Raw genomic sequence first — 14238 nt, forward strand, 5'->3', positions numbered from 1 at the left:
CCGAGGGGTGGCCCTGAGCCTGGGGCCTGGTACGACATGATGTCCGGCTATGGCGCGATCGTTGGATCTCGATGAGCTGATCGAACACTGGACGTTGCTGGATGACGAGCGAGAGTTGATCGCGGGCAAGCGCGGGCCGACGAGGCTCGGGTTCGCGCTGGTGTTGAAGTTCTACATCCGGGTCGGCCGGTTTCCGCGCGGCCGTAGCGAGCTGCCGGGCGAAGCGGTCGAGTTCGTGGCTCGGCAGGTTGGCGTCGATAAGGGCGTGTTCGGGCTGTACGAGTGGTCGGGCCGCACGATCGAGTACCACCGGGCGCAGATCCGGGCCCATCTGGGCTTCCGGGAGTGCGTGGTCGCTGACGCGGACAAGCTGACTGAGTGGCTCACCTCGAACGTGTGCGAGGCCGAGCGGCGCCCGGAGTTGGTCCGCGACGAGTTGCTCGGGCGGTGCCGGACGGAGCGGATTGAGCCGCCCGCGGCTGGGCGGATCGACCGGATCGTGCGCTCGGCGCTGCACCGGGCCGAGCAAACGCTGACCGCGCGGATCGCGGCCAGGCTTCCCGCCGACGTCGCCGATCGGCTGCGCGCCCTGGTTGCGGTCGAGGTCCCGGACGACGACACCGGCGAGGAGTCGGTGCTGGCGCTGATCAAGTCGGTGCCGGGCAACGTGAGCTTGGAGTCGATGCTCACCGAGATGCGCAAGCTGCGCGCGGCCCGGGCGATCGGCCTGCCGGGCGACCTGTTCGCCGACGTCGCCCCACGGGTGCTCGCCTCGTGGCGTGCCCGCGCGTTGGTGGAGTCCCCGTCGCACCTGCGCGATCACCCTGAGCCGCTGACATTGACCCTGCTCGCGGCGCTGCTGCATACCCGGCTGCGGGAGATCACCGACATCCTGGTCGAGCTGCTGATCTCCACGGTTCACCGGATCGGCGCCCGCGCGGACCGGAAGGTCACCGAGGAACTGGTCAACGCGCTCAAGCGGGTCACGGGCAAGGAGAACCTACTGTTCGCGATCGCCGAGGCATCGCTCGACCGGCCCGACGACGCCGTACGCGAGGTCGTCTACCCGGCGGTATCCGGCGGCGAGCAGACGCTGCGGGAGTTGGTCCACGAGTTCAAGACCAAGGGCCCGGTCTACCGGCGGACCGTGCAGACCACGCTGAAGGCGTCCTACTCCAACCACTACCGGCGCGGCCTTGTCGAGCTGCTCGAGATGCTCGAGTTCAGGTCGAACAACGCCACCCACCGGCCGGTCCTCGATGCCCTGGACCTGGTCAAACGGCACGCCGACGCCCGGCTCACCTACTACCCGGCCGGGGAGAGCGTGCCCTCCCACAAGGGCGTGCTCGGCGACTGGACCACCCTGGTGTTCAAGGACGCAGGCAAGGCCGGCCGGCGGGTGGTCCGCAGCGTGTACGAGATCTGCACCTTCCAAGCGCTGCGCGAGCAACTGCGCTGCAAGGAGATCTGGGTCGTCGGCGCCGACAAGTGGCGCAACCCCGACCAGGACCTCCCGCACGACTTCGAGGCCCACCGTGACGCCCGCTACGCCGCCCTGCGCAAACCGCTCGACCCGACCGCGTTCAGCGACCAGTTGCGCGAGGAGATGCGCGACGAGCTGGCCGCGCTCGACGCCGGCCTGCCGAAGCTGGCCTGGCTGGAGATCGCCGACCGGGGCAAGAACGGGGCGATCAAGCTGACCGATCTGGACGCCGCGCCGGAACCGCGAAACCTGCGCCGTCTCAAGAACGAGGTCCGCACCCGGTGGGGCACGGTTCCGCTGATCGACATGCTCAAGGAAGCGGTGCTGCGCACCGGCTGCCTCGCCGGTGTGACCGGCACTGCCGGGCGCGGCGAACTCGCGCCTGAGGTGCTCGCGGAACGGTTGTTGCTGGCGATCTACGCGTACGGCACCAATACCGGGATCCGGGCGATCGCCGGGAGCGCCCAGCACGGGCACGGCGAGGACGACATCCGCTATGTGCGGCGCCGGTACCTGACCGTCGAGGTCGCCCGAACGATCGCGACCGAGATCGCCAACGCCACCTTCGCGGCCCGGGTGAAGACCGTCTGGGGCGCCGGCTCCACCGCCGTGGCCAGCGACTCGACGCACTTCGGCGCGTTTGACCAGAACATCTTCACCGAGTGGCACTCCCGCTACGGCGGCCGTGGTGTGCTCATCTACTGGCACGTCGAGCGCAAGAGCATGGCCATCCGCTCCCAGCTCATCTCCTGCACCGCGTCTGAGGTCGCCGCGATGGTCGAGGGCGCGATGCGGCACGGCACGACCATGGAGGTCGAGGGCAACTACGTCGACTCCCACGGCCAGTCCGAGGTCGGTTTCGGCATCACCCGCCTGCTCGGCTTCGACCTGCTCCCCAGGATCAAGCGGATCAACAAGGTCCGGCTCTACCGCCCGGCCGCCGGCGAACCCGACGCCTATCCACGGCTCATGCCAGCGCTGTCGCGGCCGATCCGGTGGGACATCATCGCCGAGCAGTACGACCAGATGATCAAATACGCGACCGCGACCGCGATCCGGTCCGGCACCGCTTCCACGGAGGCGATCCTGCGCCGCTTCACCCGGACCAACGCGATCCACCCCACCTACCAGGCGATAATCGAGGTCGGCCGCGCCCAGCGCACCATCTTCGTCGCCCGCTACCTGCGTAACCGCGACCTGCAACGCGAGATCAACGAGGGCCTCAACGTCGTCGAGTCGTGGAACCGGGCCAACAGCGTCATCTTCTACGGCAAGGGCGGCGACATCGCCACCAACCGCCGCGACGAGCAGGAACTCTCCGTGCTTTGCCTGCGCGTGCTGCAGGCCGCGCTGGTCTACATCAACACCCTCATGGTCCAAGACGTCCTCGCTGACGACGAGTGGGCCGCCCAGCTCACCGACGCCGACCTGCGCGGCCTGACCCCACTGTTCTGGACCCACGTCGCCCCGTACGGGGAAGTCAAGCTCGACATGACCAGCCGCCTCGCGCTCAGCGGTTCACCGCGATCCTGAGCCTGTTACCGGTCGGTGCGCAACAGCTCGACGGCCCGGTCGCGGTCGGCCTCGGTGGACAGCGTGTAGATCCGGGTGGTGTTGACCGAGGCGTGCCCAAGCAACTCGGAGACGAGCACGAGGTCCGCGTCACCGCGCAGCAGGTCGGTGGCGAAGGTGTGCCGCAGGACGTGCGGGCTGAGGTCGTCGATGCCTGACCGCGCCGTGCCGCCGTGGCGCGCGGGCCGGCTCGGTGGCGGGGACATCAGCGGGTGCCGTCACAGTCTTCGCCTTAATCGATGGACGGGGCAGATGGCTCTCGACGAGATGGCCTTTCCGGTCAGCCCCGACTCAATCTACGCCGCTGTCCGAACTGGAACGCGCCAGCGGAGCCGGATCGTGTGGGCACGAGAACCAAACCCGATGCCCGAGCCGCGTCAAGAACCGTCAAGAACCCGGTTGACCCCTCGCGGCGCTACCGGTTCGACCCTCGACTGATCCGCGAGCCAGTCAACCCGGCCAGCCAGCGTCGCGGGTAGAGCGCGGATCCGAGTCACCACCCGGTGAACGCGGTCTCGAACCGCATCGGTGCGCCCACGTGCTCAAGGTAGCGGGAATCGTGGACGGTCACGGTGAATCCGGCGTTGGGCTGAAGCTCCGACGGCACTCTTAGCGCGCGGTGCTTCTCATCCTCCGGCATGTACCGAGGGTCCACACCCGGTGGCAGGTGCTGTGGCTCGCCGAGCTGGTAGGAGGCAATGATCTGTGCGGCGCGCCAGCAGAACTCGTCGGGATCTGGCTTGGTCATGATGTACGGCTTCCCGTCGCTGCTGCCCCACGCGCTGAAGCGGACGAGATATTTCCTTGCGATCAGCGGCTGGCATCGGTCATAGGAGCACCTCAGCTGTTCGTCCTCCTCTGTGGTGATGTCGATTTTCCGGCCGAGGGTGAGCTCCCACAGCTCGGTGAGCTCGTCGGTCAATGTCACCCGGTCGGCGATCGTGACGCCCTCCTCACGCGAGACGTACAGTTGGTCCTCGTCCCAGAAGTAGCCGTGCTTCATGTTCTGCCAGGCTTCGAGGATCAGCTGCAGCGGGAACTCGGGCCCGGCGGGAAAGAAGAACGCGTCCGGGTTGATCAGCTGGATTCGGCCCTGGAGCGTGTTCCCACGGCAGGCGTCGAAGTGGATCAGGTACATCGTTGTCATCGGATATCCTCGGGCGCTGTCGATGAGATCGAGCCACGATAGCTGAATGATCGAGCGGGACAGCCCGGCGATCAAACCTCGGCGATACTATCCACATGGAACAGTGCGACGCGATGAACGAAGTGGTGCAGCTCGCCGGTCCGGCACCGGTGGACGCCGCGCTGGTTCTGCCGTGGCTGGGTCAGCTCGTCGAGCACGACGACGAGGACGTACGAGTGGCGGCGGTGAAAGCGCTCGCGGCCGGGTGGGCCGGTGACGCTGACGTGCTGCCGCTGGTCTACGGATGCGTCCTCAGCGATCCATCCGAGGACATACAGTGTGATGCAGTCCGAGCGGTCGCCGACGGGTGGTCCGACGACCCGCGGACGCTGCCGTGGCTGCGTGAGTCCGCGACTGTTGACAGCAACTGGGTCGTCCGGGCCACTGCCGTGGAGGTCCTGGCGGAGCGCTGGCCTGCGGACCCACGCACCCTGCCGTTGTTGCGTCGCCGTGCCATCCATGACGAGGTCATGTGGGTGCGGTCGGCCGCGGTCAAGGCTGTCGCGACGGCCGGTGCCATCCATCCGGACACCCTGCCATGGTTGTGTGCCCGAGGCGCCGAGGACCGCAGCTCCGAGGTTCGCAGCGCGGCGGTGCTCGCGGTCGCGTCCGGCTGGCTGGAGGACGCGGGCACCTTGCCGTGGCTGCGTGAGCGCGCCGCCGACGAGGCCAACGACGTGCGGAAGGCCGCGATCGAGGCGATCGGCCTCGGATGGGCGGGAGATCCCCGGTTGTTGCCGTGGTTGCGCCAGGTCGCCGACACCGACCCGGACACGTCGGTCCGGACAGCGGCACTGCGGACTATCGCTGACGGCTGGAGCACCGACCCGGACAGCTTGCCGCTGGTGCACCGGCTGGCCACCACTGGTGACGACTGGCATTTGCGGAATGGCGCCGTTGAGGCGCTGCTGGCCGGCTGGCGCGACGATCCCCGGACCTGGCCCGCGCTGCGGGAACTCGCTACCAACAGCACGGAGAACGTCGACCGGATGATGGTGGCATGGAAGCTTGGCGAGGAATGGTCATCCGACCCACGTGCGGCGGCCCTACTACACGAGCTGGCCACCACGGACGATGACGTCTACGTGCGACAGTCCGCGCTGTCCGCGGTCAAGAGCGGCTGGCCCGACGATGCTGCGACCCTTCGGCTGCTACGCGACCGCGCCACGACCGACGGCAGCGAGGAGTGTGTCAAGCCCCGGGTTTGATGGAGAGTTGGTTAGTTGGTTTTCAGGGGTGCGGTGACCGGGTGGGTCATCGCGTGTAGCGCTTCGTGTTCGGCGGGTGGGATGTGGCCGAGTTCGCCGTGGAGCCTGCGGTTGTTGTACCAGTCGGTGTACTCGACGGTGGCCATCTCCAGGTCGTCGAGGCCGCGCCAGGGGCCCTTGTTGCGGACGAGTTCGGCCTTGTAGAGGGAGTTGAACGCCTCGGCCATCGCGTTGTCGAACGAGTCGCCCTTGGAGCCGACCGAGGCGACAGTGCCGGCCTCGGCGAGTCGTTGGGTGTAGCGAATCGCTCGATATTGGACTCCCCGGTCCGAATGGTGGACCAGTTCACGCAGGTCAGCGCCCTGACTCTCACGGCGCCAGATCGCCATCTTCAGCGCGTCGAGAGCCAGATCCGTGTAGAGCGACGTGGACACCTGCCAGCCGACGATCATGCGGGAGTACACGTCGAGGACGAACGCGGCGTACACCCAGCCCACGCTGGTGCGCACGTAGGTCAGATCCGCGACCCACAGCTGGTTCGGATGTCGCGCGGTGAAGTCACGCTTGACCAGGTCACCCGGACGGCCGGTCTCGGCTGCCGGTCGGGTCGTACGCGGTGCTTTGTCGCGCAACAGCCCACGTAGCCCGGACTCGCGCATCAGCCGCTCGACCGTGCACCGGGCCACCTCGACACCCTGGCGCCGCAGCTCGTGCCAGATCTTGCGAGCCCCGTACACGCCGTAGTTGGCCGCGTGGACCTGCTCGATCAGCGCGGTCAACTCCTCGTCACGCCGTGATCGGGCCGAGGCCGGGCGGGTCTTGGCGGCGTAGTAGGTCGACGGTGCGATCTCGGCTGGCGTACCTTGCAGCGCCCGCAGGACCGGCTGGACACCGTGTTCGGCCTTCTGGGAGTCGACGAAGTCGACCCTCATCGCGACGGACGGTCCAGCTCCGCCGCGAAGAAACTCGCCGCGGAGCGCAGGATCTGGTTGGCCCGCCGCAGCTCACGCACTTCTCGTTCCAAAGCGGCGAGGCGTTCCGCGTCGCTGCTGGTGACGCCCGGACGGTCACCGACGTCGGTCTCGGCCTTCTTCACCCACCCACGCAACGCCTCCGGGTGCACCCCGAGCTGGCCAGCGATCCGCCGGATCGCCCCTACCGCGCTGGCTGGATCCCGACGGGCCTCGACCGCCAACCGGGTAGCACGCTCACGCAGCTCATCGCTGTACTTCTTCGGTGCGGGCATAGCTAAATCTTCTCCCAGGTTTCGATGTCTCCATCAAACCCGGTGCGGAACAGTGCGCCGGGAGGCGGTCCGGCTCGCCGCCGAGCTGGCCGGGTAGCCCGCGGAGCGAGGCCGGGCCTGTCAAACAGGGCGGTGGCTTGGAGGATCTGTTCGCCTGCCTGGCAGCGTCCGGAGTGACTCATGAGTCAGCGGGATCTCAGCGCTGGCTGTCTTCGGCACGGCCTCGGCGGGCCGGTCGGTGAAGAACGCAAACCGAGCCTGGGCGGCCCGCGCTTGCCCGCGATCAGGTCCCCGCTCGTCGTCCAGTAGCGTTCAGTACTCGCAGTAGCGTCCAGTACTCGACAAGGTCATCGAGATCCAGCGATCGCGCCATGGCCGGACATCCTCGCGCACCCAACCCGGACCTCGCAGAGAGGCATCGACCGAAGCGCTCTCAGCGGTCCTGACCAGGACGAGCATCCCTCGTTTGCGGCTCGTGACACGTTTCTTACGAGCACCCCGGCTGGGGGCGTTGCTAACGAACGCGCGACCAGGGATCAAAAATTTGATCTAGAACCGGGTTCACGCGAGGGCACTGTGGTATCGGCGTGTGCCTACGGTTATGACCGGCGGGGTGGGGTGATGTCGAGTAGCTCGGTTGCCTCGGCGACCGCGACGGCGCCGGGTTTGACGTAGCGGGCGGCGGTGCGCGGGTTACGCCAGCGACCCTTGGCCATGATCAGGTGCAGGGTGGTATTAACCTCGCCGAGGTGGGTGGCCGCCGAGTGCCGGAGTTGGTGGAGATCCAGTCCCGGCGTGGTGGGGGCGCGGGTGTACTGGTCGAGCAGGATCCGGGCGCGGTCGTAGCCGAGCCGGGCCCGACCGGTGTGCGGGCAGATGTCCTTGGCCGGCGGACGGCGTGCGGGGCCGGGGCGGCGTTCGGAGAGGAAGACCGGGCCGCGAGTGCGGCCGCGGATGAGCCGGGGCAGCAGGTGCGCGGTTCCGGAGGCCCAGTACACATACTCGGTGTCGCCGCCTTTGGAGGTGACCTTGGCGCGGCGGGCGTCCAGTTCCAGGTCCTCGATGTCGATGCCGAGGATCTCGATGGCGCGACCGGCGGTCTCGTAGAGCATCCGCCACAGCGTCTTCTCCCGCAGCGGGATGTCCCGGCGGGTCAGCAGCCGCTCGACCGCGGCCCGGTCGACGGCGCGGGTGTGGTCGTGGATTTCGCTGCGCCGCTCGACGCCGGCCGGCAGCGCGGGTGCGGGGTAACCGTTGCGGGCCGCCCAGGCGAGGAACGAGGCGACCGCGGCGCGGCGCTGGTTCCAAGTGGACGGCGCCGAGTTGCCCCATAGGGCGGTGAGCGCGTCGCCGAACTGGTCGCCGGTCGTGCTCGACAGCGGCCGGTCGGCGCCGAGCTCGCCGGCAACGGTCGAGGGTGCCGCCGTACGAGCGGCGGGTGGTGCGGGCCGTGCAGCGGGGTGAGGCGAGGAACGCGTCGATTGCGGCCCGCACGGTGGTGGTCTGATTGCGGTCATGGGAGTGTCAAGTGAACGGCTGATCTTGGTTGTTGAGGTGGTCAGTTGTTGGCCGGGGTGAGCCGGCCCTCGAAGGCGATCTGGAAGGCGTTCAGGGGTGCTTTCCAGCGCATGGTCCAGCGCCGGCGCCCGGTGCCGGTCGGGTCGAGGCTCATCAAGGCCATGTAGACACACTTCAAGGCGGCTTGCTCGTTGGGGAAGTGGCCGCGAGCTCGCACGGCCTTGCGGATGCGGGCGTTGACCGACTCGATCGCGTTGGTGGAGCAGATGACCTTGCGGATCTCGACGTCGAAGGCGAGGAAGGGCACGAACTCGGCCCAGGCGTTCTCCCACAGCTTCACGATCGCCGGATACTTGCGGCCCCACGCCTCGGCGAACTCGAGGAACCGTTCGGTCGCGGCGTCCTCCGTCGGCGCGGTGTAGACGGGCTTGAGCGCTTTGGCGATCTTGTCCCAGTCCTGCCTCGCCGCGTAGCGGAACGAGTTGCGCAGCAGATGCACCACGCACGTCTGCACGATTGTGCGCGGCCACACGGTCTCCACCGCCTCGGGCAGGCCCTCGAGCCCGTCACAGACAAGCATCAGCACGTCGGCGACGCCGCGGTTCTTCAGCTCCGTCAGCACGTGCAGCCAGTGCTTGGCGCCCTCGCCGCCGTCACCGGCCCAGATACCGAGGATGTCGCGGTGTCCGTCAACGGTGACCGCCATCGCGAGGTAGATCGGCCGGTTCGCGCCCTGCCCATCGCGGATCTTGACGTTGATGGCGTCGATGAACACGACCGGGTAGACCCTGTCGAGGGGCCGGTTCTGCCACTCGGCCATGCCGTCCATGACCTTGTCGGTGATGGTGGAGATGGTCTGCTTGGACACCTCAGCCCCGTAAACCTCGGCCAGGTGCGCGGCAATTTCGCCGTGGGTCAACCCCTTGGCCGACAACGACAGGACCATGTCGTCGACGCCGGTCAGGCGGCGTTGCCGTTTGCGCACGATCTGCGGCTCGAACGTGCCCGCCGCGTCTCGCGGAACGCGGACCTCGACCGGCCCGACGTCGGTGAGCACGGTCTTGGTCCGGCTACCGTTACGAGTGTTCCCACTGCCACGACCAGCAGGGTCGTGCTTGTCATAGCCGACGTGATCGGTGATCTCACCGTCCAACGCCGACTCCAGGACCCGCTTGGTGAGCTGCTGCAACAGCCCACCCTCACCGGTCAGCTTCAGCCCGTCACCACGAGCCCGATCGACCAGCATCGCGATCAACTGCTCATCCGTGACCGCATCCGCCGGCCTCGCGGCCGGCTCCTGCCCCGAGGTGATCTCGGTTGTCATCTGGCGTCTCTCCCTTGATCGGTCGATCAGCCGTTATTTGTACAGTCCCCCGGGGGACGCCGGTCGAAAACCTGGTTGAGCCCTCGCTCAGCGCTCCGGTAAGTTGCCGCCAAGTCCATCCCGGCGAAGACAGAGGACGAGACCCGCGTGACCCCGCCTGCTCTCTAGACCTGACACCTTCTTCCACTCAGCTGTAGCCGACGCGCCCCGTCGGCCCGCCGGGCTGCCGTCGTGCGCCCGGTCGTACAGCGCTTAAGGCCGCGCGTAATCGGCCTCGTGTCAGGCCCAGAGAGATGGTCATGTCTGCACAACCTCATATCGTGCTGCCCTGGGTCGTTCGGCGGACCGGGCTGCCGCTACTTTCGTTGCGCTGCGTGGACTGCCGTTCGGCGTCGGCCACCGCCGGCGAGGGCAGGTTCCGCGTCAACGCCAACGGCAAGCTGCTGGACGTGTGGCTGCTGGTCCGCTGCGTGACCTGCGATCGGACGAGCAAGCTCACCGTGCACGAGCGGGTGCCGGTCCGCTCCCTCGATCCGACGGAGCTGCACAAATATCACCTCAACGATCCGGATCTGGTGGCGTCCAAGCTGTTGGATCCGTTCTTCGCCCGACACCGCCGCTTCAGTCTGGACTGGACGGGGGCATGGCGGCTGGACACCCCGTCGGCACAGCTCGACCAGGAGTGGCCGGTCCAGGTGGAAGTCGTCTTCGAAGATCCGGTGCCGGTGCGTCCGGACCGGCTCATCGCGCAGGGTCTCGGCCTCAGCAGGCCGGAGGTACTGCGCCGGGTCAAGTGCGACATCCCGTTGCGCCGCCCGATGAGTACCGGATTCACCTTCACGGTGCTGGCCGGGGAGTAGCGCGGGTGGAGCCGGGCGGGCCAAGCGGCCCGGCCGGCTCCACCGCGCCGGAGCCGCGAACCCGGCCAGCACCGTGTCGACCACCGGCGGAAGTCGAACCGGGCTACCGGCCGCCATCGGGCGACAAGATGATCGCGGCGGCCGGGCACAGGCCGACGGCCTCGCGGACCGAGTCCTGCACCTCGGCGGGCGGTTCGGGTCGCAGCACGATCGCCGTGCCGTCCTCCTGGTGCTGGTCGAACACCTCCCCGGCCGTCAGGGCGCACATGCCGGGGCCGATACAGCGTTCGGCGTCCACGGTGACCCGCATCGGTCACGCGTCCCAGGTGACCGGGAGGCTCTTCACCCCGTAGATGTCCGCGGTCTCCGGCCGCAGGGCAACCTCCTCCGGGGGTACGGCCAGGCGCAGCGTGCGGAACCGGTTGACCAGCGCGGGGAACGCGACCCGCATCTCGACGCGGGCCAGCCCCGCAATGCCGGACCGGTAGGGCACGACGCCGCTGTACCACGCATCGGTTCAGGGTACTGAAGGCCGGCGCGCGACCTGATGTGGAGAGTGCGCTCGACCGGCCGCCGGACCAACCGCTGGGCGGGGAGGGCTTACCAATGTGCGCCGCCGCTGCGCATGACATCTGGACGTGATTCGAGTGCTGCTGAAATTCGGCGCCGACCCGAACCTCCGCGAGGACGACGGGCTGGGGTACACGGCGCTGGCTTAGGCGGTCCGTTTCCAGGAGACGGCGGTAGCCGACGAGGAACGCGATGTGAGCGGTGGTTGCCAGCGTGTGGAGCACGGCGGGAGCGCGATCCACGGACCAGACCAGCGACGGCACGTCACGGACTTCTCGTCTGGACCGATGGGGAGGAGCGCGATCGGGCTCCTCCCCATCGCGAGGTGTGGTGGTGTGGCGTCGGAGGTTGAAGACAGGGCCCCGCGCTTCATGCTCAGGCGGTAGGGTCGCATTCCTTCGCGCTCGCGAGGAGCATCCATATCCGAGGGGTGAGCAGTCGCATGGAATCTTCGACGCCGTACGGCGGGCATAGCGGACCGGCCGGCGGGACCCCGACGGTCAGGGATGCGGTTGTGGAGCTGCGCGAGTTCATTACGGAGCTTCAGTGCCGCCCCGATATCCGCGTCGAGGTGGCGGAGGTCGGGGGGCCGGCCGCGCCGGAGAAGCTCGCCGCGCTGCGGGCCGGGGAGGGCATCCCGGAGGAACTGGTCGCCTTCCATGCGGAGATGGACGGGGTGCACGTCGAGTGGGAGTTCATCGAGCCGCCGGGCGGAGGGTGCATCCGCATCGCGCCGACCTCGGAATGGGACCGCTTCCGGGGCGACGATGAGAACAGTACGCAGTTCGGTGAGGACTGTACGGCGCTGTTACTCGACGAGATCACGCCCGAGGGCACGGTGTGGCTGCTGCGCAGCGGCGACGACGACGTACGCATCGTCTTCGCTGACGACGACAGGCAGAATGCTGGCGACGTTGCGGATTCGATCGCGGAGTACCTGCGTATGGCGATGCGCCACGGGTTCGCCCACTACTGGCCGGTCTACGCCGACGATGAGAACGATCCCGATCACGATCCCTCCGCCCCACCCGACGACGAGTTTGAGGAGGCGATCCGGCGGTTCCAGTCCACTCCCAAACCGCCGAGGCCCGTGCACCCCGGCACCCGCGTGCAGTTCTACACCTTCAGAGAAGGGGGTCGCGGCCACGTGGTCGCCCTCCACGAGGCGCCACAGAGCCAAACGACCGACTACCACGGCCAGCAGTTCGCGTCGGTGCGGTTCGACGAGGGCACGGTCGGTTGGCTGCCCGTCAGGAATCTGAAGGCATACGAGGGCACCGACGTGTACGAGCGGCTGCGTGACCCGGCGTTCGACCTCGCGGCCATGGGACGAGGTGCGCCGCACGAGGTGCTCGCGCTGGTGGACGCCCTCGCGCGCGCCATCGGCCCGGTAGCAGGCTACTTCGGGACCAACGTCGGCAGGTACCCGGGCAACGCGCGCCGCGGCGTGGGCCTGCTGTCGACGCGCCCGTTCGCTGTAGCCTTCACCGCGGTGACGAACCTGTGCGCGGCAGCACTGACCGCCGGGCTCGACCTGTACGAAGAGCGGAAGATGACGCCGTCCACGGACGACTACGACATCACGCAGTTCGCGACGACCTGGCACGAGTACTCGGTCGTAGACACGCTCGTGGGGCTGTGCGGCGGGCTGTTCCTCCTGGCCTGCCACGAGTCCGCGCGGCGCGGCGTACCCGGGCGGGATCTCGTCTCGCCCGAAGAAGCTGCCCGCTTCACACAGACCACGCAACACATGGCGCAGGTGCGGGTCGCGACCGAGGAACCCGGCCGCCTCACGCATCAGATGGATTACGTGGCGTGGGCCCGGACCGCAATGCTGGCCAGCCAGGTGCTCGCAGCGCCGGAATGGCACACCAGCGCCGTGGCTCGCGAGCTGGGGCTGCCTGCCGACGCGAAGGTCTTCCTATGAGCGGGCAACCGACAGCGGAAACGGACGGCCGGCTCCGTCAAGATCCATTTATCGCGGGTGCTGGCGCTGGCATCTCCAGCCTGAGTAACGTCGCCAACTCCTACCACCGGCGCGGGTAGCGTGCGGCGCATCGTGCCGTACCCAACCCGGACCTGCGGGCCGGGCTCAACCGTCGGGCTGCCAGCACGCTGACTAGGGCGATCACCCTCGTTTGCGGCCGGTGACACGTTTGCCGGCGCTCCACGACGCACTCGCCCTTGTTCAGCTGCCGGGCGATGCGCCTCCGATAGGTTTCGTCGGCCAGATACCGGGCGCCGTAGACGGTGCGGGGCAGCGCCCCGTACTCCTTGATCGCGCTGGTCAGCGCGTTCCTCCGCGGTCAGCGGCGGGATGATCAACTCACCGTCGTCGGTGAGCCGGACCTCGCCCGGGTTGCCCTTGGCCAGATGGGTCTCCAGGTCGGCCAGTACGGTGTGCAGCTCGTCGTCGGCCTGCGCGAGCGCGTCGGCGGCCTCGACCGGTTTGCCGACCAGGTGGCAGAACTCCACCTTCTGCGGCGCCCACGCCTCGGGGGCGAGTGCGGATCACCGTGTGCCGGCTGCACGCCGGCCGGAACTCGCTGGCCGAGCGGGCCGTCCTCCGGGGGGCGCGGGCAGGGCCCGCTGATCCCGGTGACGCCCTGAAGGGACAGTCGGCGGCCCGGCTGCGGCAGATCGCCGCCGAGGCGGCCGCCGACGCCGAGGCCCTGGAGGGCGCGGCAGTCGGCGACCTGCGCGTCGACACGGACGGCCGGACGGTGCCCGACATCGCCAGGGAGGTGGTCCGGCATCTCGGCTGGTCGGACTGAACCGGCCCGCCGTCGCGGCCGAGTCCGACGCCTTCACCGGTGATCCCGGGGGGCACCCCCGGTCACCGGTCGTCGCCGGTCCGGGGTGGGAGCATCTCCAGGTAGTGCTGGTTGTACATCACCCCAAGGGTGTTGCCGAACGGGTCGAACACCGAGGCGGTGACGAAGCCGGGGCCGCGCTCGACCGGCCTGTCGTGCACGGTGGCGCCGAGTGACAGCAGCCGGTCGAAACCGGCCCGCACGTCGTCGACGTGCCAGTAGGCCACCGCACCGCCGGACCGGTCCGGGTGGCTGTACGGGGCGTACCGGCTGTCGACGATGCCGAGTTCGTGCTGGTGGTCGCCGACCCGGAACTCGACGTACGCCGGTGGCCCGTCGACCGGGCGCACGAAGTACGCCTCGACGCCGAGCAGTTCCGCGTACCAGTCCCGGGCGGCGACGACGTCGTCGGCGAAGAGGCTGACGGTGCTGAGTCCACGCAACATGGTGGTTCCTTC

The 14238-nt window shown here is 68.5% G+C and carries 11 protein-coding genes and 3 pseudogenes; 5 read left to right on the plus strand and 9 right to left on the minus strand.

Annotated features, from left to right (window positions below):
* Positions 1–49 precede the first annotated feature (49 nt).
* A complete protein-coding gene (locus O7626_RS14290) occupies positions 50–3016 on the plus strand; it encodes a Tn3 family transposase (RefSeq protein ID WP_278061659.1) in 2967 nt (988 codons plus the stop codon).
* 5 nt (positions 3017–3021) lie between these two features.
* On the opposite strand, the pseudogene O7626_RS14295 reads toward O7626_RS14290, so the two are convergent.
* Positions 3022–3210 (minus strand): annotated as a pseudogene (locus O7626_RS14295) (tyrosine-type recombinase/integrase); the annotation flags it as partial.
* A 338-nt stretch (positions 3211–3548) separates the two neighbouring features.
* Positions 3549–4202: a hypothetical protein gene (locus O7626_RS14300; RefSeq protein ID WP_278061660.1), complete on the minus strand. Its 654-nt coding sequence runs from the start codon at positions 4200–4202 to the stop codon at positions 3549–3551.
* A 95-nt stretch (positions 4203–4297) separates the two neighbouring features.
* On the opposite strand from O7626_RS14300, the gene O7626_RS14305 reads away from it, so the two are divergent.
* Complete coding sequence (locus O7626_RS14305) at positions 4298–5449, plus strand: HEAT repeat domain-containing protein (RefSeq protein ID WP_278061661.1); 1152 nt, start codon at positions 4298–4300, stop codon at positions 5447–5449.
* Positions 5450–5460: 11 nt separating this feature from the next.
* Here O7626_RS14305 and O7626_RS14310 read toward each other — a convergent pair.
* The 3 genes and pseudogenes from O7626_RS14310 to O7626_RS14320 all read right to left on the minus strand — a co-directional run bounded on the left by O7626_RS14310 (position 5461) and on the right by O7626_RS14320 (position 9459).
* A pseudogene (locus O7626_RS14310) lies at positions 5461–6695 on the minus strand (IS3 family transposase).
* Between the two features lie 599 nt (positions 6696–7294).
* Entirely contained in the window at positions 7295–8212 is a 918-nt protein-coding gene (locus tag O7626_RS14315; protein WP_278061662.1) for a site-specific integrase, read from the minus strand.
* A 41-nt stretch (positions 8213–8253) separates the two neighbouring features.
* A complete protein-coding gene (locus O7626_RS14320) occupies positions 8254–9459 on the minus strand; it encodes an IS256 family transposase (protein ID WP_278066155.1) in 1206 nt (401 codons plus the stop codon).
* A 452-nt stretch (positions 9460–9911) separates the two neighbouring features.
* Between O7626_RS14320 and O7626_RS14325 the strand changes: the two genes are divergently transcribed.
* On the plus strand, positions 9912–10397 hold the full coding sequence (locus tag O7626_RS14325) for a DUF1062 domain-containing protein (protein WP_278061663.1): 486 nt from the start codon (positions 9912–9914) through the stop codon (positions 10395–10397).
* A 103-nt stretch (positions 10398–10500) separates the two neighbouring features.
* Here O7626_RS14325 and O7626_RS14330 read toward each other — a convergent pair whose 3' ends face one another.
* Together O7626_RS14330 and O7626_RS14335 are read right to left on the minus strand one after the other, a co-directional pair.
* Positions 10501–10707 carry a ferredoxin gene (locus O7626_RS14330; protein WP_278061664.1) on the minus strand — a complete coding sequence of 69 codons (207 nt, stop codon included), beginning with the start codon at positions 10705–10707 and terminating at the stop codon, positions 10501–10503.
* A gap of 3 nt (positions 10708–10710) precedes the next feature.
* Complete coding sequence (locus O7626_RS14335) at positions 10711–10890, minus strand: hypothetical protein (RefSeq protein ID WP_278061665.1); 180 nt, start codon at positions 10888–10890, stop codon at positions 10711–10713.
* A gap of 591 nt (positions 10891–11481) precedes the next feature.
* On the opposite strand from O7626_RS14335, the gene O7626_RS14340 reads away from it, so the two are divergent.
* Positions 11482–12894: a hypothetical protein gene (locus O7626_RS14340; RefSeq protein ID WP_278061666.1), complete on the plus strand. Its 1413-nt coding sequence runs from the start codon at positions 11482–11484 to the stop codon at positions 12892–12894.
* Between the two features lie 368 nt (positions 12895–13262).
* On the opposite strand, the pseudogene O7626_RS41535 reads toward O7626_RS14340, so the two are convergent.
* Positions 13263–13466, minus strand: a pseudogene (locus O7626_RS41535) (hypothetical protein); the annotation flags it as partial.
* 5 nt (positions 13467–13471) lie between these two features.
* Between O7626_RS41535 and O7626_RS14345 the strand changes: the two are divergent.
* Positions 13472–13741, plus strand: coding sequence for a hypothetical protein (locus O7626_RS14345; RefSeq protein ID WP_278061667.1), 270 nt, complete (start codon positions 13472–13474; stop codon positions 13739–13741).
* Positions 13742–13803: 62 nt separating this feature from the next.
* Here the strand turns inward: O7626_RS14345 and O7626_RS14350 are convergent, their stop codons facing one another.
* Positions 13804–14226 carry a VOC family protein gene (locus tag O7626_RS14350; RefSeq protein WP_278061668.1) on the minus strand — a complete coding sequence of 141 codons (423 nt, stop codon included), beginning with the start codon at positions 14224–14226 and terminating at the stop codon, positions 13804–13806.
* Positions 14227–14238 lie beyond the last annotated feature (12 nt).

This window comes from Micromonospora sp. WMMD1102 (assembly GCF_029626265.1).
GTDB lineage: Bacteria > Actinomycetota > Actinomycetes > Mycobacteriales > Micromonosporaceae > Plantactinospora.

Coding starts and splice junctions, on each gene's coding strand:
- O7626_RS14350 (WP_278061668.1), bottom strand. CDS start 14,226: ATGTTGCGTGGACTCAGCACCGTCAGCCTCTTCGCCGACGACGTCGTC.
- O7626_RS14330 (WP_278061664.1), bottom strand. CDS start 10,707: ATGCGGGTCACCGTGGACGCCGAACGCTGTATCGGCCCCGGCATGTGC.
- O7626_RS14305 (WP_278061661.1), top strand. CDS start 4,298: ATGGAACAGTGCGACGCGATGAACGAAGTGGTGCAGCTCGCCGGTCCG.
- O7626_RS14300 (WP_278061660.1), bottom strand. CDS start 4,202: ATGACAACGATGTACCTGATCCACTTCGACGCCTGCCGTGGGAACACG.
- O7626_RS14320 (WP_278066155.1), bottom strand. CDS start 9,459: ATGCTGGTCGATCGGGCTCGTGGTGACGGGCTGAAGCTGACCGGTGAG.
- O7626_RS14315 (WP_278061662.1), bottom strand. CDS start 8,212: ATGACCGCAATCAGACCACCACCGTGCGGGCCGCAATCGACGCGTTCC.
- O7626_RS14290 (WP_278061659.1), top strand. CDS start 50: ATGGCGCGATCGTTGGATCTCGATGAGCTGATCGAACACTGGACGTTG.